The organism is Clostridium sp. Marseille-QA1073 (assembly GCF_054863625.1).
Map to the genome: position 1 here is coordinate 25,329 of NZ_JBSVQM010000002.1, position 22,651 is coordinate 47,979.

Annotated in this window: 21 protein-coding genes and 1 riboswitch; of the genes, 3 read left to right on the top strand and 18 right to left on the bottom strand. The window is 29.2% G+C overall.

The features are described from left to right. Positions 1-312 precede the first annotated feature (312 nt). From kdpA to ACY1IQ_RS02035, 10 genes are all read right to left on the bottom strand, one after another. The gene (gene kdpA, locus ACY1IQ_RS01990) at positions 313-1,992 is read right to left on the bottom strand and encodes a potassium-transporting ATPase subunit KdpA (RefSeq protein ID WP_461612379.1); all 1,680 of its coding nucleotides are present in this window, start codon (positions 1,990-1,992) and stop codon (positions 313-315) included. 699 nt (positions 1,993-2,691) lie between these two features. Further along, a complete protein-coding gene (locus ACY1IQ_RS01995; protein WP_461612380.1) occupies positions 2,692-3,591 on the bottom strand; it encodes an AraC family transcriptional regulator in 900 nt (299 codons plus the stop codon). A gap of 553 nt (positions 3,592-4,144) precedes the next feature. Continuing rightward, the gene (locus ACY1IQ_RS02000; protein WP_461612381.1) at positions 4,145-4,990 is read right to left on the bottom strand and encodes an undecaprenyl-diphosphate phosphatase; all 846 of its coding nucleotides are present in this window, start codon (positions 4,988-4,990) and stop codon (positions 4,145-4,147) included. A 182-nt stretch (positions 4,991-5,172) separates the two neighbouring features. Then, a complete protein-coding gene (locus ACY1IQ_RS02005) occupies positions 5,173-5,907 on the bottom strand; it encodes an ABC transporter permease (RefSeq protein WP_461612382.1) in 735 nt (244 codons plus the stop codon). Continuing rightward, positions 5,900-6,823 (bottom strand): ABC transporter ATP-binding protein, encoded by a 924-nt coding sequence (locus tag ACY1IQ_RS02010; protein WP_461612383.1) that lies wholly within the window; start codon positions 6,821-6,823, stop codon positions 5,900-5,902. Before ACY1IQ_RS02010 ends, ACY1IQ_RS02005 begins: the two co-directional genes overlap by 8 nt. 203 nt (positions 6,824-7,026) lie before the next feature. Next, on the bottom strand, positions 7,027-7,950 hold the full coding sequence (locus tag ACY1IQ_RS02015; RefSeq protein ID WP_461612384.1) for a sensor histidine kinase: 924 nt from the start codon (positions 7,948-7,950) through the stop codon (positions 7,027-7,029). After that, complete coding sequence (locus ACY1IQ_RS02020) at positions 7,943-8,647, bottom strand: response regulator transcription factor (RefSeq protein WP_461612385.1); 705 nt, start codon at positions 8,645-8,647, stop codon at positions 7,943-7,945. Before ACY1IQ_RS02020 ends, ACY1IQ_RS02015 begins: the two co-directional genes overlap by 8 nt. Before the next feature lie 489 nt (positions 8,648-9,136). Then, the gene (locus tag ACY1IQ_RS02025) at positions 9,137-9,643 is read right to left on the bottom strand and encodes a GNAT family N-acetyltransferase (protein ID WP_461612386.1); all 507 of its coding nucleotides are present in this window, start codon (positions 9,641-9,643) and stop codon (positions 9,137-9,139) included. Between the two features lie 44 nt (positions 9,644-9,687). Beyond that, complete coding sequence (locus ACY1IQ_RS02030) at positions 9,688-10,896, bottom strand: sensor histidine kinase (RefSeq protein ID WP_461612387.1); 1,209 nt, start codon at positions 10,894-10,896, stop codon at positions 9,688-9,690. A gap of 3 nt (positions 10,897-10,899) precedes the next feature. Then, a complete protein-coding gene (locus ACY1IQ_RS02035; protein ID WP_461612388.1) occupies positions 10,900-11,571 on the bottom strand; it encodes a response regulator transcription factor in 672 nt (223 codons plus the stop codon). A gap of 168 nt (positions 11,572-11,739) precedes the next feature. Here ACY1IQ_RS02035 and ACY1IQ_RS02040 point away from each other — a divergent pair, with 168 nt between their 5' ends. The 3 genes from ACY1IQ_RS02040 to ACY1IQ_RS02050 are packed head-to-tail and all read left to right on the top strand — an operon-like array spanning position 11,740 to position 15,167. Next, positions 11,740-12,426 carry a polyphosphate polymerase domain-containing protein gene (locus ACY1IQ_RS02040; protein WP_461612389.1) on the top strand — a complete coding sequence of 229 codons (687 nt, stop codon included), beginning with the start codon at positions 11,740-11,742 and terminating at the stop codon, positions 12,424-12,426. Positions 12,427-12,450: 24 nt separating this feature from the next. Further along, the gene (locus tag ACY1IQ_RS02045) at positions 12,451-13,143 is read left to right on the top strand and encodes a DUF4956 domain-containing protein (RefSeq protein WP_461612390.1); all 693 of its coding nucleotides are present in this window, start codon (positions 12,451-12,453) and stop codon (positions 13,141-13,143) included. Between the two features lie 17 nt (positions 13,144-13,160). Then, complete coding sequence (locus ACY1IQ_RS02050) at positions 13,161-15,167, top strand: CotH kinase family protein (protein ID WP_461612391.1); 2,007 nt, start codon at positions 13,161-13,163, stop codon at positions 15,165-15,167. Between the two features lie 74 nt (positions 15,168-15,241). Here ACY1IQ_RS02050 and ACY1IQ_RS02055 read toward each other — a convergent pair whose 3' ends face one another. The 8 genes from ACY1IQ_RS02055 to ACY1IQ_RS02090 form a co-directional block, all read right to left on the bottom strand. Continuing rightward, positions 15,242-16,060: a class I SAM-dependent methyltransferase gene (locus tag ACY1IQ_RS02055; protein ID WP_461612392.1), complete on the bottom strand. Its 819-nt coding sequence runs from the start codon at positions 16,058-16,060 to the stop codon at positions 15,242-15,244. Between the two features lie 15 nt (positions 16,061-16,075). After that, positions 16,076-16,840: an ABC transporter ATP-binding protein gene (locus ACY1IQ_RS02060; protein ID WP_461612393.1), complete on the bottom strand. Its 765-nt coding sequence runs from the start codon at positions 16,838-16,840 to the stop codon at positions 16,076-16,078. Then, positions 16,815-17,774, bottom strand: coding sequence for an ABC transporter ATP-binding protein (locus ACY1IQ_RS02065; protein ID WP_461612394.1), 960 nt, complete (start codon positions 17,772-17,774; stop codon positions 16,815-16,817). Before ACY1IQ_RS02065 ends, ACY1IQ_RS02060 begins: the two co-directional genes overlap by 26 nt. A 14-nt stretch (positions 17,775-17,788) precedes the next feature. Further along, positions 17,789-18,637 (bottom strand): ABC transporter permease, encoded by an 849-nt coding sequence (locus ACY1IQ_RS02070; protein ID WP_461612395.1) that lies wholly within the window; start codon positions 18,635-18,637, stop codon positions 17,789-17,791. Further along, positions 18,637-19,584, bottom strand: coding sequence for an ABC transporter permease (locus ACY1IQ_RS02075; protein ID WP_461612396.1), 948 nt, complete (start codon positions 19,582-19,584; stop codon positions 18,637-18,639). The genes ACY1IQ_RS02070 and ACY1IQ_RS02075 overlap by 1 nt, the downstream gene beginning before the upstream one ends. Next, complete coding sequence (locus ACY1IQ_RS02080) at positions 19,584-21,149, bottom strand: ABC transporter substrate-binding protein (protein WP_461612397.1); 1,566 nt, start codon at positions 21,147-21,149, stop codon at positions 19,584-19,586. The genes ACY1IQ_RS02075 and ACY1IQ_RS02080 overlap by 1 nt, the downstream gene beginning before the upstream one ends. 104 nt (positions 21,150-21,253) lie before the next feature. Beyond that, positions 21,254-21,434, bottom strand: a riboswitch (cobalamin riboswitch). A gap of 261 nt (positions 21,435-21,695) precedes the next feature. After that, positions 21,696-22,241 carry an ArsR/SmtB family transcription factor gene (locus ACY1IQ_RS02085; protein WP_461612398.1) on the bottom strand — a complete coding sequence of 182 codons (546 nt, stop codon included), beginning with the start codon at positions 22,239-22,241 and terminating at the stop codon, positions 21,696-21,698. A 63-nt stretch (positions 22,242-22,304) separates the two neighbouring features. Next, a complete protein-coding gene (locus tag ACY1IQ_RS02090) occupies positions 22,305-22,442 on the bottom strand; it encodes a hypothetical protein (protein WP_461612399.1) in 138 nt (45 codons plus the stop codon). Between the last annotated feature and the right edge of the window lie 209 nt (positions 22,443-22,651).

Sequence of the window (22,651 nt, forward strand, 5' to 3'; positions counted from 1 at the left end):
AATAGCAGACCAAAGATGTTAGTATATTTTAAGCATATGAAATAAAATAGCTAGTTAAAGATGCGAAATATATTTTGCATCAGACAAGAATACAGATTTTCATGAAGTTTAACTATCATGAAGCTCTGACGATGCAGTATGCTACAAAATAGATGAGCATACTGACTAGTTATTTTTTTGAATATGCCTCATATCAGACAAGACGTTAGGTTCTGCTCATAGTGGGGCTATGGGCAGGTTCTCACGACGTAGTATGATGGAAAATAGGCTAATGTACTAGTCTATTATTTTTTGAAGGGCCTGCTTAAATACCTATTGTCCTAAGGTTAAATGTTCTGCAATTGGTCCTAGTGCTAAAGCAGGAAGAAAAGTCAACGCTCCTATAATTATCACAACAGCCACTATTATAACTACAAACATTCTGTTATCAGTTCTAAAAAATACATCATTTTCTGGTAATGCTTTCTTTGCTGCAAAAGATCCTGCAACTGCGAGCAATAATATCATTGACATATATCTGCCAACTAGCATTACTATACCTGTTGTGCTATTCCAAAAGATTGTATTATCTATAAGTCCTTCAAATCCTGAACCATTATTAGCGGCTGATGAAGTGTACTGATAAAGTACTTGAGTTAATCCATGAAATCCATGATTTGTTATGCCATTAAGTCCTGATTGTACACTAAGTGCTATAGCTGATGGCATTAGTATTATTAATGGGTGAATAATTATTGCCAGGGCAATTAACTTAATCTCTTTTCCTTCGATTTTCTTTCTTAAAAATTCTGGTGTACGTCCTACCATAAGACCACATAAGAATACCGCTAATATTGCATACATAATCATTCCCATAAGTCCAACACCATTTCCGCCAAAGACTACATTAAGCATCATATTCCATAGTGCTACCATTCCCCCTAATGGAGTTAAAGAGTCATGCATATTATTTACAGTTCCCGTTGTAAATGCTGTTGTTATAGTGGTAAAAAGTGACGATTGTGCTATACCAAATCTAACTTCTTTTCCTTCCATATTTCCTGCTATTTGCGATAATCCCACATTAGCCAATTCAGGATTTCCTCTCATTTCAGCATAGTAACAAATAGGAATTGCTATTAAAAGTAATATTGCCATAGCTTTAAAAATTGTCCATCCTTCTTTCTTCTTTCCTATCATTAAACCGAAAGTGTAAACTAAGGATCCTGGTATCACCATCATTGATAGTATTCCTATTAAATTTGTTATAGGTGTAGGATTTTCAAAAGGATGTGAAGAATTAGCTCCAAAGAAACCTCCGCCATTTGTTCCAATGTGTTTAATAGATTCTAAAGAGGCTACTGGTCCAAGGGCTATATCTTGAAACTTTCCTTCAATGGTATTAACTGTCACATTCGGAGAAAGAGTTTGTGGAACTCCTTGCCATACAAGAAATAATGCAACGAATATTGATAGTGGTAACGATACTCTAGTTATAATTCTTACAAGGTCAACAAAAAAGTTTCCAACAGTCTTTTTACGTCCCGCAAGTCCCCTAATAAAAGCTAAGGCTGCTGAAAGACCTGTTGCTGCAGATGTGAACATAAGAAATGTAATCACACTCATCTGAGTAAAATATGATACTGCTGACTCTCCGCTATAATTTTGAAGATTAGTATTGGTAATAAAACTTATAGCAGTGTTAAAACTAAGACTTTGCTCCATACTATCTATACCATTGGGGTTTAAAAAACTTATATTTTGAAACCTTAAAATGAAATATACTATTAAAATCATTACTCCATTAAATAACAATAATGATGTAGCATATTTTTTCCAGTTCATTTCCTCTTTTTTAACTTTTGTAATCTTAAATATAAAATTGTCTACTTTATCAAAGACTGGATCAACAAATGACCTTTCTCCACTTGCCACTTTATAGAGATATGTGCCTACTGGTACTATAAGCAACATAAATAATATCAGTGTTACAACTATTTGTAGAATATCCATATACTAAACCTCCCAAGTTTTTTGATTCTAAATAATGAATACTATTATTCATCTATCTGTTTGGGGCTAATTTGATAATCACACCATTTTATAAATCTATAGAACAATCCATAACTTACTAGTAATGTGGCTAAAAAAATAAAATCCATTAGCATATACACTCCCCCGTTAAATTACTATGATTTTAAAATCTGTAACTAGATTATAAATCTACTTTCTTATAAAATGAAAATCTCCAAATTGAAGCAAATAGAAATTCTTTCTATCACTATTGTTGATAGGATTAGATTATCTCTTTATTGCGTAGCTTGTTTCATAGTTTTAGCTTGTTTTACTACTAATTATATTTCTTATATTTTTTTTATTGATAAATCAATAAAAACCATAATTTTCATACATCTACAAGTTCTTATACAAAATTAGCTTAATATTTTATCGATTTCATTCTCTTATTTATTCTTTTAATACACTTATGAAATTCTATTGAAAAAAATAAATTTTTAAGTATTTTTGCAATACTAAATTTGCTACTATAAAAAGTGTATTTTCTATTGATTTATCTATTAAAGTTAAGCATCTTTATTCGACTAGTAGACTAATAAAAAAATATCCGACATGATAACAAAAAGTATCACATCGGATATTATATAAATAAATATAGATATTTTAATTGAACATTTTCATAAATAAAATACTCTTCTACTCTTTTTTCACTACTGGTATATAGATATCCATTACAATTCCCTCATATCCATAGCAACGCTCATCATATAGTTCAAAATCTACTCCATCTGGTGCATATTCGTAACCGGACTCTGGAAACCATTCATTCCAGATATAATTCCATGTGCCTTGAATAGTATTAGTAAATCCATTATCTTTACGGTCTGATGGCGGTGTAGTAAATACAGCATAGGTAGCTTCATTTATTTCTCCTTTGAAAAGTCCTTCTGGTATATTATCAAAATTTCTTACCTCTACCCCTATTATATAGGAAAAGTTTCCTGTCTTCATATCTGGTTGTAGACAAACACCCAGTTCTGCATGATTAACTGGAGTAATTTTATCGTGTAAAGTTTTTGCCCAATTTTCTTCAAAGTATCTGTCCCAAAATTTTGGAATTTCTGCATTATTCTTTCCATCATTTGAAGTAGTCTTTAGTTCATAACCTGCTAACTTGAATGCTGGTTTGACAATAAATTTAGGTTGCATAATAATTCCTCCTATTATTTTATATTTTGCTAACTTCATTAAGTCCACTTTCTCTGGAATCCGTTTAGTTGCATGAATTCGATATTGTTCTGGAGATACACCATAGGATTTGCGAAATGCCTTAGTGAAGCCTGCATGGGTATCAAAGCCATAGTCTAGAGCAATATCCAAGATTTTTCGTCCATCAAGTAGCTCTGTGGCAGCATAAGCTATACGCCTTTTCCGTATATATTTCATTACTGGTAGCCCTACATAGAATTGAAATACCCTGTAATAATGATAAGATGAAAATCCAGCTAATGTAGCTAGTTTCTCTACTGTAATATCTTCTTTTAAGTGAATCTCAATATAGTCGATACTTTGTTGAATACAAGCTCTATAATCCATGTTTTCCCTCCCCGATCTATGATTCTATAATATCAGAGTTAATTACCACCCGCTTATCCATTTTTGCTAAGTTGATTTTTACTAATAAGGTATCTTCAAAAAATAATAGATCAGTATATCAGCCTACTTTCCATTATTCTAAGTTGTAAGTTTCTGTTCATAAGTCTACTATTAATAGAACTCGACACATTGTCTAGCATGAGACATATTCAAAAATAGCTAGTTAAAGATGCTCATATATTTCGCATCTTTAACTAGCTATTTTATTTCATAAGTTTAAAATATAGTAACATCCTTGTTTTTTATTTTCTTTCAAATGCCTAAACTTGATATACCTTTTATCAATAACTTGTCCAAAGATAATTTCTAAATGTTTAAGATAAACTTTAAATATTTTTCAACTTTTAAAAATCCCCTAAAAACAATTACTTACTAAAATTAGAGAATATACCTACTGTAACAAAGCAAGATAACACTACTTTAAATTATATAAAATTTAATATTTCTAAGTTTAACCTAAAAGCTTGTCCGAAAGAACTGCTTGTATATTTTATTAAAACAGTCCCGCAAATCCTGCTAATAAAACTACAACTGCAAATATCATTCTATAAATTGCAAATATCTTCATTGGTTTTTTCTTTAAATAAGAAATAAACTTATTAATTACTGCTAACGCTACTATAAATGAAACTACAAAACCAACCACAAGAGAAATAATTTCTGGAGATGTAAGAATAGATATGCCACCAATCTTTAAAATTTTTAGGAAACTCATTCCTACCATAACTGGGATTGCTAAAAAGAATGAGAACTCGGCAGCTGCAACGGTAGAAAGCCCTGATACCCATCCTCCTATAATAGTTGAAGCTGAACGTGACATCCCTGGAATTATAGCTAAGCATTGAAATAATCCAACTAATATTGCTTGCTTTGGTGTAACATTTAATTCATGACTTTTTGTATTATTATTTCTAAATTTCTTTTCAGCGTATATCATCCATATACCACCTAAGAATAAAGTTATAGCTACAGATACTGGCGTAAATAAATACTGCTCTGCTAAGTCATCTAGTAATATTCCAAAGACACCTCCAGGTATACAAGCAATAAATATCATAAACCAAAACTTAAATCCTGATTTTTCATACCCAACTTTTTGTGGAAAAAAGTTTACAAGAGTATCTTTTATCTTCTTCCAGTAAAGTATAACAACTGCAAGTATTGCTCCAAGTTGTATTACATATGTATACATCTCAACATAGTTTGCACTAGTTCCTTTAAATCCTATCAAATTTTGAAAAATAACAAGATGGCCCGTTGAGGATACCGGTAAGAATTCTGTTATTCCTTCTATGATTCCTAATATTATAGATTTTATTATAAAAATTATTGTTTCCATTTAATCACCTTTTTCTAATTTATTATTTAGACATAGGAAAAAATAACCAGTTAAAGATTTTAAATGTATTTTCTTTGATGATAGTTAATATCATGATTTCTTAAATACACAGTATAATTTAAAATAGATTATTATAATTACTAATTATTTTCCAATATGTCTTATTCAAATGCATATCTGTATTAATGAATATCCACCTTTTTAAAGTAAATCACTGTTGCTATAAATCCAATAATAGACGTAATAAAAATAGAAATATAAGAATATATTGGAGGATATTCTGGACGAAAAATATTAGTTGCTATAGCTAGTATTGCTGACCATGGATATAAAGCACTATATTCTGAATTTGAAATTAGCACGTTTACCATAGTTATTGCTATAGTAAATGCAATGGTTGGCACATAATCCTTGAACAAAAGTGTCACAAATATAATTGGAGTTGACAATAGAAAAAGAAGACTACCTCCTATGATATACTCTTTAAATGAAGTTATCAATATTGTAGTGTTTAAACCTTCAAACTGTCCTATTAGTCCAAAAATTAAAGTCATAACCCAAGAAATTATAGTCAATACCATAATCCAAATTAATAGTAGAACTAGCTTGCTCGCAATAAGGCTTATTCTTGATACAGGTACAGTTAATAGATTTTTTAACGTGTTTTCAACATACTCTCTATTAAAAAGATAGGCAGTAATCAACCCATATAAAAGTACTCCAATTAGAAAAACAACATATAAATTAGTATCAGAAAAAACCACATTAAATTCAATAGGTATATCAGGTCTTTTAGCCTTTTGCATTACATATGCTATAAAGCACATAAAAGGTGCTACTATCGCCCCCACAATACTTACCCAAAACATATTAGATCGTTTAAGCTTTAGAAGTTCAGTATATAATAAATTAGCCAATAGTGCCACCTCCTATTAGTTTAATAAAGTAATCTTCTAAGTTATCTTCACTCATAATAATCTTTAATACCTCAATATCATTTTCTACAAATACTTTATTGATCTTTCCTTGTTCACCTAAATGAGAATATATACGAATGTTCCCTTTTTCGTGAACTTCATAATCTGTAATATTAAAATGCTTCTCTATAAGCATAACTGCTTTATTCTCGTTAGATACTTGAAATTCAAGATATTTACGATTTCTTTTTCTAAGCTCTTCAACGGATACCTCTTCTAGCAATTTTCCATCATGAATAACTCCAATATTATCTGCCAATTGTTCAATTTCACTAAGAATATGACTTGAAATAACAATGGTTACATGATTTTCTTTACATAATTTAACAAGAAAATTTCGCATTTCCTGTATGCCTATGGGATCAAGGCCATTTATAGGTTCATCCAAAATTAATAACTCTGGTTCATGCATAATAGCAGCTGCAATTCCTAAACGCTGTTTCATTCCTAAAGAATATTGAGATACTATTTTCTCTGGCTCTTTGTCAAGCCCCACTGTTGAAAGTGCATATTCTATAGCATCTGAACGATGAACTCCACGTAACCGAGCTAATATTTTGAGATTTTCGCTCCCCGTTAAATTTTGATAAAATCCAGGATTTTCAATAATTGATCCAATACGTGGATAAATTTCCTTTCTATTTTGCATTAAGTTCTTTCCGAATATTTCAATTTCACCTGAGGTAGGTTGAACTAATCCCATAATCATGCGCAGTGTTGTAGTTTTACCCGCTCCATTACGACCTAAAAGTCCATAAATTTTACCTTTGGGAACATGGAGATTGATACTATCCACTGCTATTTGTTTATCAAATTTTCTTGTAAGTGCTTTAGTTTCTAAAATCCAATTTTCCATCTATATCGCTCCTTGTCTTAATTGTTTTCTTACTAAAATATAAATATCCATTTTTTATAAAAAATAACCAAATTACTTTTAAAAGAATAAATTCTAAATCTATCAGCTATTCCTAAGAAATATCCCAAATTACTAATTATGAATTGAAATAGCTTATATATTTTATTCTATATGGTAGTTCTGACATGGAGCTTACATATTTCTTACTTTTTCTTACTTTTTGGTAGAGAAACTTGCACAAATGTTTTTATATAAGGAATACTTTCCATAAAAATTCTTCCTTGCATCTTTTGAACAAGTTCCTTGGATATAGCTAAACCTAAGCCATGACCTTTAGTTGACCTTGAAGAATCCTCTCTGTAGAGCCGTTCAAAGACCCTAGATATTTCATCTGAAGATAGTCCAGGTCCTTTATCCCAAACTTCAAAATAAACATTAGTTTCATCATCCCATGCAGATACCCCTATAAAATGATTGTTTCCACCATAACGAAAAGCATTTTGAAGTAAATTACTAAAAATACGAATCAATGCATGTTGATCTCCATTTATAAAACACTCCTCATCAGGAATTTGAACTTCTAAGGTTATGTTTTCTTTCTGTAATGTTGGAATCCAACCAATAAGTTCACTGCGCAGTAATTCAAATAAGTCAATTGGTTCAAAGACAAGTTGAATTTCGTTAGCATCTATTTGTGCTATAGTAAACAGTTCATCAATATATTCTTTTAATGCATAAGCTTTATTTTTTGCAATATGAAGATATTCTTCACTTTCTTCACCAGCCATACCATCGCACAATGCATCTAGATACCCTAGAACAGATGTTAATGGAGTTCTTACATCATGTGATAAATTAGATAGCATCTGTTTCCTTGCCTGTTCTGCTCGAAATGCCCTTATCTTATCTCTTTGGTAAGAATCTACTAATTTATTAATTTTAAATACTAAAGGGGCGATAGCCTCCTTAGCTCCAACATGAATTTTTCGATTTTCATTACCTTCGATAATATCATCTAAAATATGTAAAGTCTCTTGAATACGGCGGCGATATTTCCATTCACGATAAATAAAAAATATAAAAACTATTACTAAAATAATGATAAACCATATAATTTCCCTACTCATTGCCTGCTTCTCCATTAAACTTATAGCCCATACCCCAAGCTGTTAAAATGTATATTGGATTTTCTGGATCTGGTTCGATTTTTTTTCGTAATCTTCTAATATGTACCATAATATTGTTGTCATCATAAGCATAATCTTCTTTCCATACGTTTTGATATATTTGTTTCTTGGTAAAAATTTGTCCAGGATTAGATGCTAAAAAGTATAATAAATCATATTCTTTTCCAGTAAGTGAGACATTCTCACCATTATAAGTGACACGGATATGTGCAGTATCTATAACAAGAGGTCCAAAAGCCATGCAATGTGGCTTTTCTGCCGCAGCACCAAGCACTACATATCTACGAATTAATGATTGAACTCTAGCTGTTAATTCAGATAAACTAAAAGGTTTAGTTATGTAATCATCTGCACCTAATTTTAGTCCCAAAACCTTATCCATTTCATCACCTTTTGCTGTAAGCATTAGCACTGGCGTATTTTTTATTTTTCTAATATGAGTTAATGTAGATATTCCATCCATTTCTGGCATCATAATATCCAATATAATTAAATGATAGTCCTTGTTATTAACAAACTTCAAGCCTTCTATCCCTGTATGAGCAACATCTGCCTCATAACCTTCAGTTTCCATACATCTTTTAAGTAATCTACATAGTTCAATATCATCATCTATAATTAAAATACTCTTTTTCATATAAGACACCTCACTATATTTAATCTATCATATTATATTTCTACATAATTAAAGTTTCCACTTTTTATTATTATAGTGTATAAGATACTTCATAAACAATATTGTTTTATTTTTGTAAATTAAGCTTTATGGAATGAAATAATTAATTTCATTTATAAACATTTTATATTATCCCACTTATTATAATAATTGTATCTACAATAATACTAAATTTATATAATTTTAATAATTCGTAGCAAAATAAAAAATACTAGAGTGAATTTATGAAATTCCTCCAGTATTTTTATAAAACTTTTTGAAGATATAAAAATTATTTTTTTATATTTAAGCTTCTTGATATTTTTTTATTTATTCATCACAAGAACTCAATGAGTTTAGCTCTATCTTTTTTATAGAATTTAATATACTTTGAATTAATCCTATTCAATACTATAAATTCATAATTATTATTTATCTATACATTACCATAACTTAAAAATTCACTTTAAATTATTTTAAAAAGCTTTTATTGTTAAATCTTTGGATTGGACCATTCCAACTTTCTGTACCTTTTGGCAGTTCTTCAAAATTATTTAATGTGTATTCTTTTATTACTTCACGCCAAAAAACATGTGAAATCTTGTTATCTGGCAATTGTTTTACTTCCCATACTCCATGAAATCTATCAAAAACATTAAAAACAACAGCCTTTCCTACTCCTTTTTTTCTATATTTCTTTAATATAAAAAACTCTGCAATACTATAATCAATTGAAAATGAGGTATCAACCCCATGTTTATTAACAAGAACAAATCCTGCTAATTTATCATCAACTCTAATTATAAATGGATGCCTATTTTCTTCTGTCCAATAATTATCTAAATAACTATAATCATACAAACCATGCTCATTTAAATCAACATCTTCATATTCTGATAAATCATAGTTATATAACTCCATCATATTTTTTATTATCAATTTATCATTAATACTTGCCTCTATTGTTTCTATTTTCATTATAAATCCCCTCCCTGAAATTTTCCGAAATAAAATAAAAATCATTACTTAATACTTTGAGGTAACTCCACAATAAATGAAGTATATTCATTAATATTACTCTTTACATATATATTTCCATTATGCTCATTTACAATTGATTTAGCAATTGAAAGTCCAAGTCCATATCCTCCACTCTCTCTATTTCGTGAGTCATCAACCCGGTAAAATCGTTCAAATATTTTATCAATATGTTCTTTTGGAATACCATCACCAGTATTTTTTATTTCAATTTCTATTTTACTCTTATCACAATCAAGCTTTACAGAAACTTTTCCCTTTGGTGGAGTATTCTTTATTGCATTATCCATAAGAATATTGAAAAGTTTTTTAATACTTTCTTTTTCACCATTTATAGATATATTCTTGTTTATATTAAAATCTAACTCTATATTATTTTCATAAAGTACTGCTTCAAAGGATAAAAGAATATTTTCTAGGACTTTACTAATATCAAAACTTGAAAAATACACTTTCTGTTGAGGATTATCTAGTTTAGCTAATGATAGCATATCATCAATAAGTTTTGACATCCTATCTATTTGAGAATTTATGTATCCAATCCATTTACTTTGGCTTTTTACAGTTTCTTCACTATTAGATAAAACTAGGGCTGTATTGGTTTTTATTATTGTAAGTGGTGTTTTAAGTTCATGAGATGCATCTGTTATGAATTGCTTTTGCTTTTCAAACACTTCTTTAATAGGTTTTATTGTTCTATTAGCAAAATACATACTAATCAATAACAAAATAATAAGACTAATACTTCCTACTAAAAAGAATATTTTAAGCAAATTAATAGCCATTGTCTGTTGAGGACTCCTATCAGCAAAAACAATTTTCATACCTCTCGGAGTATCCTGCTTTAAAAAGGCATAACTACTACCTTCTATCTTTAAATTATTAGAAGGTTCTTTACTTTTTATAGCTTGCGATATAGCCTCTTCAATTGATTCTTTTTTAATGTCAAATAAAGAAAAAACATCTGCTATATTATGCTGCTTATCTAACTCTACAATAATACTAGTTGCAATTGCTGGATTATTAGGAGATGGCTTAGGAGGTGCATGCATTAAAGTATTAAGAGTAAACTCTGTTTGTCTTGCTGCACTAACCATAGTCATAATATATATGGTTGAAAATATTGCAATAAAAACTACTGTTAGGAGGGTCATATTTATTATAATAAATTTTCTTTTAAGTTTGTCGAACATATTTTAATCCTCCAGTTTATATCCAATTCCTCTTAATGTAGTTATAGCTGTTTCAGATCCAATATGTAATAACTTTTTACGTAAAAAAGATATATAAACTTCAATATTATTATACTCTGCTTCTGAATCAAAACCCCAAAGTTTAATAATAAGGTCATCTTTACTAACTACATTTTTAGGTCTTTGCATAAAATATCTAATTATTTCAAATTCCTTTAATGATAATTTTACACTATTTTCCTTACCTTCTAATTCATAGGTAGATAAATTAAGCCTAATATCAGCAAAATCTAATATATTTTCATTAATAAATTCACCTTTTCTTCTACAAAGTGCTCTAAGCCTTGCTAATAATTCTTCTGGTGAAAAAGGCTTTACTAAATAGTCGTCAGCTCCATAATCAAGACCTGTAACCTTATCACAAATTTGCCCTTTTGCTGTTAAAAGAATTACTGGAGTAGATATTCCCTCTGAACGTAATTTCTTAAGAAGTTCTAATCCATTTAGCTTTGGTAGCATTATATCTAAAATTATAACATCATATATTTCTGTCATTGCATAGTCAAGACCTTCTTCGCCATCATATACCGCATCAACAAAATATTTATTCTTCATAAGAAGCTGCGTTAATGCCTCTGACAATTGCTTTTCATCTTCTATTAATAATAGTTTCAAGATAATCACCCTCTAATTTTATAAATTTTTACTTTCTTTTTTATTTTTTTAAGATATGTTAAATAAATTTTATCATACAAATCTTAAAATAACTTTAAGTTTAAGACTAATTTAAGGTTTATATTTTATGATCTACTTGTAAAATTCCTAATAGAGGGAGGTGACATAATGAAAGAAATAAAACCAAGACATGAAATAAAACATTTTATAAACCTTTGTGATTACTATGAAATAAAAAATAGACTTAAGCATATTGCCAAATTAGATGTAAATGCTGGAATTGATGGCACATATAAAATTAGAAGTTTATATTTTGATAATTTTAATGATAAAGCATTGATGGAAAAAATAAATGGTGTAAATAACCGTGAAAAATTTAGAATTCGATTTTATAATGATGTACCATCTGTTATCAAGCTTGAAAAGAAAAGCAAAATCAATGGTTTATGTTTAAAGCATTCTGCAATATTAACAAAGAATCAATGTGATTTACTACTAGAAAACCATACTTCATGGCTTTTAAATTCCAATAGTGATCTCCTTAAGGAGCTCTATGCAAAAATGAAATACCAATTTTTAAGGCCTAAAACTATTGTGGATTATACTAGAGAAGCATATATTTACGAACCTGGTAATGTAAGAATTACCATAGATAGTAACCTTAGAACTGGATTATTTACTAAAAACTTTTTTAACTCTAATATTCCCACTTTAGGAATGCCTGTAAATACTACAATGATTTTAGAAGTTAAATATGATGAATTTTTACCAGAAATTATACGAGATATAATCCAAACAAAAGAAAGACAAAGTACATCAGTTTCAAAATACGCAGCCTGTAGAATATATGGCTAAAACAAATTAATGGAGGTAATAAAAATGACTGGAAATAGCCAATTAAGCTTCAATGATATTTTTAAATCAAGCTTTTTAGAAAAAGCAACAACCTTTTCCTTATTAGATACTGTTATAGCACTAGGATTAGCTTTTGCTATTGGTCTTTTTATATTCTTAGTATATAAAAAGACTTTTAAAGGAGTAATGTACTCAGAAAGTTTTGGTACTTCACTTCTTTCAATGACCCTTATAACTACACTAATAATTTTAGCAATAACTTCAAATGTAGTCCTATCTCTTGGTATGGTTGGTGCATTATCTATTGTAAGATTTCGTACAGCTATTAAAGAGCCTATGGATATAGCTTTTCTATTTTGGTCAATCAGTGCCGGTATTGTTTTAGGTGCTGGACTCATACCACTTGCTATATTTGGTTCAGCGTTTATTGGCATAATTATGATAATATTTGTAAATAAAAAAAGTACAGACAATCCTTATATATTAGTAATAAACTGTAATAGTGATGAAAGTGAAAATGCTGCTGTAGAATATATAAAAAAATCCGTGAAAAAGCATGTTGTTAAATCAAAAACTGTTTCTTCTAGTAATGGTATTGAACTAACTGTTGAAATTAGGCTAAAAGAAATGTCAACAAAGTTCGTAAATGAACTTAGCCATATACAAGGTATAAATAATGCTATTCTTGTAAGTTACAATGGCGAATATATGTCCTAATATTAGGTGGTGTTAAAATGATTTCCAATAAATTTATTAATATCATAATATCAATTATTATGATATTATCTCTTTTGTTTGCATCTTTAATTGTGATTTTATCTAATAATACAAATTACACCTCTTCTATTACAGAAGCAGAATATATCAGCAAGGTATTTGATAAAAATAAAGTAATGGAAATTGATATAAATATTTCTCAAGAAGATTGGGATTGGACTATTGAAAATGCAACAGAAGAAGAATATAAAAATGCAAATATCTCAATTAATGGTGAAACATATTATAATGTAGGCATAAGACCTAAAGGTAACTCTAGCTTATCAATGATTGCAAGTGACGACACCACTGATAGATATAGCTTTAAAATTAAGTTTGATGAGTACGTAGATGGACAAACTTTACATGGTCTTAATAAATTAGTTATAAATAATATTATGTCAGATACCACTTATATGAAAGAGTATCTTTCATACGATTTATATACTGCCATGGGAATTCCAACACCAGCTTATGCTTATGCAAATATAAAGATAAATGGTGAAGACTGGGGTCTTTACTTAGCTGTAGAAGTTATAGAGGAAAGTTTTCTAGAAAGAAACTATGGTACTTTAGAAGGAAATCTTTATAAACCTGAAAGCACAAAAGTGGGTGGTGCTATGCCTGATGGTAAGCAAGGACAAAATCCAAATAATGCTCCAGATGCTGCTCCTAATCAAAGACCTAATTTAAATGGGCAGCCCAATTTAAATGAACAAGCTAATTTGAATGAAGTACCTAATAGAGAAGGCAATGAACAAAATCCAATGGGTGGCGGTAAAGGTATGGGATCAAGTGGTGGTACAAACCTTGTATGGAATGGTGATGATCCTTCAAATTACTCAAGTGTTTTAGATAGTGCTGTACTTAAAAAGACTAATTCCTCAGATCACGAAAAGGTCATTGATATGATAAAAAATCTCAATGAAGGCACTGATTTAGAAAAATATCTTGATGTAGATGAAATACTAAGATATTTTGCTGTTAATACATTTTTAGTTAATTTAGACAGCTATGCTGGAAGTATGAAACATAACTATTATCTTTATGAACAAAATGGTATTTTTCAAATATTGCCATGGGACTTTAACCTTTCTTTCGCAGGATTTCAAATGAACGATGCTGAAAAGGCTGTTAATTTTCCTATCGATTCACCTGTTACAGATACTCTAGAAAATAGTCCACTTATAGCTAAACTTCTTGAAGTATCTGAATACAAAGAATTATATCATAAGTATCTAAATGAAATAGTGACGAACTACATTGATAATGGAGTTTTCAAATCTACAATAAATAATCTAGATAACCTTATTGGAAACTATGTTAAGAATGATGCTACTGCCTTTTATACCTATGAAGAATATAAAACTTCTCTTCCAATACTTATTTCTTTTGGAAAAGATAGAGCTTCAAGCATAATCGCTCAACTTGCAGGTGCTCAACCATCAACTACTTATGGCAATATTCCTACCAATGTTGATTTAAGTGCTCTTGGAACTATGGGTGGTGGTAATGGTGGTTTTCCTGGGGGAAAATTACCTGGAAACAATTTTCCAAATCCGAATAATGACCTTTCAAATGGCTCTGGCGATGGTAATATGCCTGATATGAGTACAATGGAAAAAGCTATGGAAATAATTCAAGCTTCTGAAGATGGAATACTTACAGATGAACAAATTGCAGAGCTTAAAGATTTAGGTATTGATGAATCAGTAATTGAAATTATCAAAGACTCTCCTTTTGACATTATGGGGGAGAATGGCAATAAAGACTTTCAAGATAACTTAGACAAAAATCCAAATATTGATAATGAAAATATGAAAGATAATCAATTTGGTAGAGGACCAAAGGATAGAATTCAAGGAGCTCAGACTCCTCAAAATACCTCTTATTTAGTTACTATTCTTATATTCTCATTATTATCTATAATTATTGCATCCATATTTGCTCTCAAATTTAAAAGAAAAAAATATCAAAGTTCATAATATAAAACAAAAGCTGGTTAGTATAAAGTTTACCTTAACCAGCTTTTTGTTTTATTAATCGTATAAAGTTGCAATTATATCTTCCAAGATATAATTGCAACTTTAGAGTTATTAGTATATACATAGTTATTCTCTTCTTTTATAAAGTTTTTTTCTATAAAACCATCTATTATATTATTATTGATTTTTCTCCCTATGTCTTCTTCTATCTTTCTATATATATCTTCTATATTATTAAAATATATTTTATTTTTTATATCTATATATTGTATATTTGCATAAATACCTAAAGAATGTATTATATTTTCAAGGTATATGTAGTCTAAGACTGTTTGATCCTCTAAGCCTAATTCCATATATAATTGGTTAAACATAGGTTTTTGTATAGTTCGTACTATTATAACTGCCTTTTTAGCTAAAGTATTCATCTTTTTTAAAGCATCTTTGATACTCCATATCCTATAAAGAGAATTTATTGATAGTATATAATCCATTTTATCAATATTGGCATCTTCCCATTTTCCCTCTAAGGTTCTTATATTATTTATATTGTTGTTTTCTATTTTTTCTTTTAATATCTTTAACATATCCTTTGAAAAGTCAAAGGCTAATACATCTTTGCACTTATTTGACAATGGTATTGTAAACTTTCCTGTTCCACATCCGATTTCTATTAAACTACTACCTTTTTCAATTAAACTTTCTATTATCTTAAATACTTCTTTAGAATAATCATATAGTGTAGGATTTTTATCATAATTGGGAGCTAAATTCTCCCAAAACTCTCTTTCAACTTCATCATCAAAAGCTCGCTGTTTTTCATACCCATTTTTACTTCTAATTCTATTTTGCCATATTCCCTCAAAATCTATATCTTTATAATCTAAGTACATATTTCTAGCTCTCCTTTAAAAATTTATAAAGCTTTCTATAAGTCTTTTAGTATATTCATTTTTAGCATTTTTGTAGATTTCCTCAGCTTTTATAATTTCTACTATTTTACCATTTAGCATTACAGCTATATCATCACTTACTGCCTTAACTAAATCTATGTCATGTGATATAAATAAATATGTTATACCAAATTCCTTTTGAGCTTTTTTTAATAGTTGCATGACTTGAGCTTGTACAGATACATCTAACATTGATGTAGGTTCATCTAATATAATAAATTTTGGTTTTAAAAGTAACACTCTAGCTAAAGCTACTCTTTGAATTTGACCTCCACTTACTTGATAAGGATATCTTGATAAAATTTCATCACTTAATCCAACAAACTCCAAATAGTTTTTGATGTGTTTTTGTGAAGTATTTTTATTATGAATTTTGTGTAATTTCAACGGTTCTATTAAGCTTTCTTCTATGGTTTTTTTAGGATTTAGTGCTGAATCAGGATGTTGAAATATTATTTGCATTTCTCGTCTTAAATCTCTCATTTTTGAAAAGCTATAGTTTGTAATATCTTCTTCATTGTAAATTATTCTACCGCTATCTGGTTTTATAAGTTTTAATATTGATCTTGATAAAGTAGACTTTCCACATCCACTTTCTCCAACTAATCCTAAGGTCCTTCCCTTTTCAATTTTAAAAGATAATCCATCTACCGCCGTAACTATATTTCTATTTACTATTCCATTTTTAAACTGCTTACGTAGATTTATTATCTCTATCATATAAAAAACACCTCACTTCACAGCTATCTACTTTATAAAGCTTGGCCTCTTTTTCCATACATAATTTTTTCTTATATTTACATCTAGGATGAAATCTACATCCATCCGGTAGATTTGTTAAACTTGGCGCAACTCCATCTAAAGGAGTAAGCTTTTTATTAGGTTGAGCATTTATTAATCCCTTAGTATAAGGATGCTTAGGATTTTTAAAAATATCTTCTTTACTACCTTTTTCTAATATCTTCCCTGCATACATTACTATAACTTCATCACAAAGCTTCTTTGCTAGCATTAAATCATGGGTTATTAGTATCATACTTACTCCCATATTTTCTTTAAGGTTTTTGAAAATATCATATACTTGATTTCTTATTATTGCATCTAACCCTTTAGTTGGCTCATCTGCAATTATCCATTTTGGCTCTAATGCCATACCCATTGCTGACAATACTCTTTGTTTCATTCCCCCACTTAGCTGGAATCCATAAGAACTATACACTTCATTGTTGTTTTCAAATGAGAATTTCTCCAAAATTTTTATGGTCTTTTCCTTACTTTTACTCTTTTTTTCTTTGTTATGATAATAAAATAATTCACTTATTTGAGAACCTACATTGTATATAGGATTAAATGCCGTTTCTGGATTCTGAGGTATTAATGCTATTTCCTTTCCCCTTATTTTTCTTAGTTCCTTATTTTTTAAAGTTAATAAATTTTTATTGTTATAAAGTATATTTCCTTCTACTTTAGAATTTTGAGCTAATAATCCTAAGATTGAGAGACCTAATACAGATTTTCCGCTGCCTGTTTCCCCTACTATTCCTATAATATTTCCTCTTTTCAATGTTAAGTCAATTCCATCTACTGCCTTAACATCACCTTCTTTAGTATTAAAATACACTTTTAAATTTTCTATTTTTATATCTTCTTCCATACTAAAACATCCTTTTAAAGATATTGATTAAAGAAATCCTTTTTCTCATCAAATAGATCTCTTAACCCATCGCCAATTAGGTTTATACTGCAACACAATAACATTATGCAACTTCCTGGAGCTAATAATAAATGTGGATAGGATCTAAAGTAAGTTTTAGCATCATTTACCATTACACCCCAATCTGCCTGTGGTGGTTGAATGCCAAGTCCTAAAAAACTCAGTGATGCCATTGATAGTACAACTTTTCCAATTCTTACAGTAAAGAGTACTATAAAAGATGCAAAAATATTGGGTAATATATGATGAATTATTATATAAAAATGACTAGCGCCTAAAGCCCTAGCACCTTCTATATAATTCTCTTCTTTTATTTTTAAAACTTCTCCTCTTACTACTCTAGAGAATCCTGCCCAAGAAGTTACTACTATAGCAATCATTAAGCTTTTAATACCTGGTCCTAAAACTCCTGCAATAGCTATCATAAAACTAAGTCCTGGGAGTCCTTGAAATATACTAACTAGCACCTGTATTATGCTGTCTAAAATGCCTCCAAAATATCCTGCTATAACTCCTATAGTTGTTCCTAAAAACATTGTACATATAGTTGCAAGTATTGCTAAAAATATTGAAATCCTTGCACCATATAATATTCTACTAAAAACATCTCTCCCTAATGCATCTGTTCCTAAAAGTTGTTCTTTAGATATGCTTTGAAGTCTTTTTGTCATATCTACAGCATTTGGATCATAAGGCGCTAATACTGGTGCAAATATACCTATTAAAATCATAGCAATAAGTGTTATAAATGCTATCTTATAAATAAGAGGTATATTTTTAATTTTGTTAAACTTCTTCACCATTATTTACCTCCAAGCCTTATTTTAGGATTTAGTGCTAAATAGCATAAATCTACTATAAGGTTAAATATAACAAAAATTACTCCTGTAAAAACAACATATCCCTGAACAACAGGATAATCTCTGCTCATTATACCTTGAATAACATAACTCCCCATACCTGGAAGTCCAAAAATAACCTCTACAACTGTTGCTCCTCCAAGTATTGCTCCAAAATAATTTCCTAAAACAGTAATTATAGGCATAATTGAATTCATAAACCCATACTTTAATAAAATCACTTTTTCTGGAAGCCCTTTGCCTTCAGCAGTGACTATATAATTTTGTCCAAGAGATTCTATTAATGTAGCCCTATTTAACCTCATGATTGTTCCTATCGTTCCTGCTGCTAAAACAAAGGCAGGCATTATTAAGTGCTTAAGTGTACCATATCCACTGGTAGGTAATATTTTTAATCTTTCACAAAATATGTTCATCATAACTATAGCAAGCCAAAATCCTGGTATAGATGTTAAAAGTAATGATATAGTTCTTCCTATATTGTCAATTAAAGAATCCTTCTTTAATGCCATAATTATCGCTGTCGGTATTGAAAAAATTATTACAAATATCATTGCCATTAATGATACTGAGAAGCTTATCGGTAACCTTCTCAGTATTTCTTCTGACACAGGAGTCTTCTTTATATAAGAAACTCCTAAATCTCCTTTAATAGCTTTTTTAGTCCAATTAACATATTGAACTAATATATCATCATTTAATCCTAATTCTTCTCTTACCTCTTGTATTTCTTCTTCTGTAGGAGTGCTTATTCCGTCTATACTTAAAACTTCAACTGCTGGATCTCCCGGTGCAATAACTCCAAGGATAAATGCTAATAAAGTTATTCCTATTAAAACTGGTATAGTGGACAATACTCTTTTAAATATATACTTGAAGATATTTTCCACTATTTACTCCACTCCGTTTTGTTTAATGTAGCTCCATAATTTGTTGCCTCAAAACCTTTTATTTTTTTATTAAAGGCTATTAAATTAACATCTTGGAACAGTGGTATACTTGCTGGCTCTTTAGCTGATATATCTTGAAGTTCATTGTATATTTCTTTTCTTTTAGCCATGTCATTAGTTTCTTTTAGCTTATCAATTAGCTCATCTGCTCTTTGGTTTTTATATCCTAGACTATAAGATTTATTAGTTGATCCTGTGCTATGCATATATCCCTCAAATATAGTAAAAGGTTCTGCATTTGGCAGCCCTTGAGGATGTATAGCTAAATCATATTCTCCTTTTTTCATAGCCTCTTTAAATGCAGCTCCGTCTAAAATTGTTATTGTTGCATTTAATCCTATATCCTTTATCGCTGATTGAATATATTCTGCTTCAGCTTTATAAGGATAACGATCTACTCCATAAGAAGGTACTATAAATTTTACTTCTTTTGTTTCTCCTTTTAATACTTCTTTTGCAGTTTCCTTAGCTCCTTCTTTATCATGAACTGGTTTTATTTCCTTTGCAAAAGGAGATGTGTGGTTTAATATATTAATAGTTGAAGTTCCATATCCTCCAAAGAATTCATCAACTATAAGATCTCTATCCACTACTAAACCTAAAGACTCTTTCATTTTTGCATTACTGAATGGTCCTTTAATACCATTAGTGGATATAAAGTGAGTTATACTTGATTTTCCAGCAGATACATCAAATTTTTCATCTTTTAACAATTCTTTAGATAATTCTGGAGTTATTGCTCCTAAGTCCATTACTCCCATAATTTCTTCAGATTTTAAAGCTGAAAATCTTGTTTCTGCATCTGGAATAACTTTCACTCTTACTTTCTTAGCCTTTGCTTTATCACCATAATATTCTTCATTTCTTTCTAATAATGTATATTGATCTTTTTCATGCTCTACAATTTTGAATGGTCCTGTACCCTTTGCTATATCTGTAAAATCTCCCGTATTTATATCAAAACACTGTGGACTATATATAGCACTACCAAATCTAGCCATATTATATATTAATGTTGATATAGGTTTATTAAATATTAATTTTACTTCATGATCAGATACTTTAACCACTTCTTTTAAATTAGGATATGTCTTTTCTAAGTCAAAAGAATAAAATGGTGATCCTTTCGTTTTCATATTGATATATCGATCAAAGTTTTTAATTACGGCATCAGCATCTAATTGAACTCCATCATGAAATTTTACTCCCTCTTTTATCTTAAAAGTCCATTCTTTAAAATCTTCAGAGTTTGTCCATTTTTCTGCTAATTCTGCACAAGGATTTCCTTTATCATCTAATCCAATTAAAGGCTCCCAAACAAATAATATAGAAGTAGCATAATATGCATCCTTTGCTCCTGGTGATAAATCTCTTGCAGCTGCTAGTACAATTTCATTATCCTCATTTATGCCAGTGTCTTTAGTTGCACATCCGGCTAAAGTTCCTAGAAGCATTGTTAATGCTAAGAATACTAGTAATATCTTATTTTTAAATAATTTTTTCATAACTCCATTCCTTTTCTTTTAAATTTTTATAATAAAAAAAGCCATAGTCAATGCCATAGCTTACCCATCTTTGCTATAAAATTAGATTTAGTTGCTCCCCCCTCAATCTATTTCTCTTTAAGTTTAGGTATCCTGACTTACGATTCACCCTTAACCTAGCCTTCCCAGAATTAATCCAGTGGCATGTTAGGCATCGTCATCGCTTACAGTGATGGGTTCGTGTTGGAATTTCACCAAACTTCCCTAAATTCTTAAATTTATTAATTTTTCAACAAAATTATACATTGTATTTAAAAACATGTCAAATATTTTATTTTCTTATAAATGCTTTCAGAAATATATTAATCACTTTATTTTTTTATTTAATTTATTGCTAATATTATCAATAAAAATTGTAAATTAAATGAAATTAGTAATAATATTTAGTTCATATCACATCTAATAATTCCCATATTTTTTAACTGTTTTATTATTAATATATGAACCCCATAACTATTTTTCTTAGATATCTAAGAAAAATAGTTATGGGGTTCAATAAATTACTTCTTATTCTTCAATTATTGTAAAAAAGCTGTGATATTTAAGCTTTTTAGAATCTTTTTGTTTATGATTTTTAAAAAAACTTTTCATTAATTCTATTATTTCATCTGCCTCTCCTTCTGTAAGATAGATATTCTTCTTTATAATAGTTCCATTTGATTCGTGTATACTTTTATCCATGGAACTTAAAAATATATCTTTACTTTCATCATAAAACTCTGAAATCATCATTTGACTTACTGCCAAAAGCATCATTTTAGAAGGTTCCTCTACTTCTTTTGAACATTTTATTTCAAACTTTCTAGCTAAAGGTTCATAATATTTAGTTATAACTCCCTTTATCTTTTTAGTGTAAATTATTACTATTCCCACTTTTTCAAGCTTATTTACATGATAATATATTTTTGATGGAACTTCTTTCATTTTATCAGCTATCTGTTTTACTGTAGCTGGCTCATTCATATCTATAAGTGTATTTAAAATTCTGTATCTAAAAGGATCAGAAATAGCTTTTACTTCTTCCAAAGTAGTTAATACTTTTCTATCTTCCATCGCTTTATCCCCTCCCCTTTTGTTATATAGTAATTTTCATTATTTAAATGAAATTTTTAGCCTTTAAGCTTTTTTAAAGCTTCTTCTATAATTTAAAGATAAAACAACTACAGAAATCATTACACCTATAATTAAAAACATAAAATAAACAGATAAATATTCTATTATAATCCCCCTTAGAACATTACCTAAAAGTATCATGCATCAACTTATAACTCTCATAAAAAAACTAACTATACCTAATATTTCTTTATATGATTTATTCATTATATAAGCATTAATTGCTAAAGTTACCATGGCATTTAAAATCAAAATCTAAATAATACAAGCATAGGTAGTTCTATAGAAACTAAATTCATTCATATTATTATATTCATCAAAAACAATAATGTACAAAATTTATATTTAAT

Excerpts from the sequence above, each read along its gene's own strand:
- ACY1IQ_RS02045 (WP_461612390.1), top strand. The coding sequence starts at position 12,451 with ATGACTGGAAATAGCCAATTAAGCTTCAATGATATTTTTAAATCAAGC.
- ACY1IQ_RS02065 (WP_461612394.1), bottom strand. The coding sequence starts at position 17,774 with ATGGAAGAAGATATAAAAATAGAAAATTTAAAAGTGTATTTTAATACT.
- ACY1IQ_RS02025 (WP_461612386.1), bottom strand. The coding sequence starts at position 9,643 with ATGAAAATAGAAACAATAGAGGCAAGTATTAATGATAAATTGATAATA.
- ACY1IQ_RS02070 (WP_461612395.1), bottom strand. The coding sequence starts at position 18,637 with ATGGTGAAGAAGTTTAACAAAATTAAAAATATACCTCTTATTTATAAG.
- ACY1IQ_RS02050 (WP_461612391.1), top strand. The coding sequence starts at position 13,161 with ATGATTTCCAATAAATTTATTAATATCATAATATCAATTATTATGATA.
- ACY1IQ_RS02010 (WP_461612383.1), bottom strand. The coding sequence starts at position 6,823 with ATGGAAAATTGGATTTTAGAAACTAAAGCACTTACAAGAAAATTTGAT.
- ACY1IQ_RS02055 (WP_461612392.1), bottom strand. The coding sequence starts at position 16,060 with ATGTACTTAGATTATAAAGATATAGATTTTGAGGGAATATGGCAAAAT.
- ACY1IQ_RS02015 (WP_461612384.1), bottom strand. The coding sequence starts at position 7,950 with ATGAGTAGGGAAATTATATGGTTTATCATTATTTTAGTAATAGTTTTT.
- ACY1IQ_RS01995 (WP_461612380.1), bottom strand. The coding sequence starts at position 3,591 with ATGGATTATAGAGCTTGTATTCAACAAAGTATCGACTATATTGAGATT.
- ACY1IQ_RS02080 (WP_461612397.1), bottom strand. The coding sequence starts at position 21,149 with ATGAAAAAATTATTTAAAAATAAGATATTACTAGTATTCTTAGCATTA.
- ACY1IQ_RS02085 (WP_461612398.1), bottom strand. The coding sequence starts at position 22,241 with ATGGAAGATAGAAAAGTATTAACTACTTTGGAAGAAGTAAAAGCTATT.
- kdpA (WP_461612379.1), bottom strand. The coding sequence starts at position 1,992 with ATGGATATTCTACAAATAGTTGTAACACTGATATTATTTATGTTGCTT.
- ACY1IQ_RS02040 (WP_461612389.1), top strand. The coding sequence starts at position 11,740 with ATGAAAGAAATAAAACCAAGACATGAAATAAAACATTTTATAAACCTT.
- ACY1IQ_RS02030 (WP_461612387.1), bottom strand. The coding sequence starts at position 10,896 with ATGTTCGACAAACTTAAAAGAAAATTTATTATAATAAATATGACCCTC.
- ACY1IQ_RS02020 (WP_461612385.1), bottom strand. The coding sequence starts at position 8,647 with ATGAAAAAGAGTATTTTAATTATAGATGATGATATTGAACTATGTAGA.
- ACY1IQ_RS02060 (WP_461612393.1), bottom strand. The coding sequence starts at position 16,840 with ATGATAGAGATAATAAATCTACGTAAGCAGTTTAAAAATGGAATAGTA.
- ACY1IQ_RS02090 (WP_461612399.1), bottom strand. The coding sequence starts at position 22,442 with ATGATACTTTTAGGTAATGTTCTAAGGGGGATTATAATAGAATATTTA.
- ACY1IQ_RS02000 (WP_461612381.1), bottom strand. The coding sequence starts at position 4,990 with ATGGAAACAATAATTTTTATAATAAAATCTATAATATTAGGAATCATA.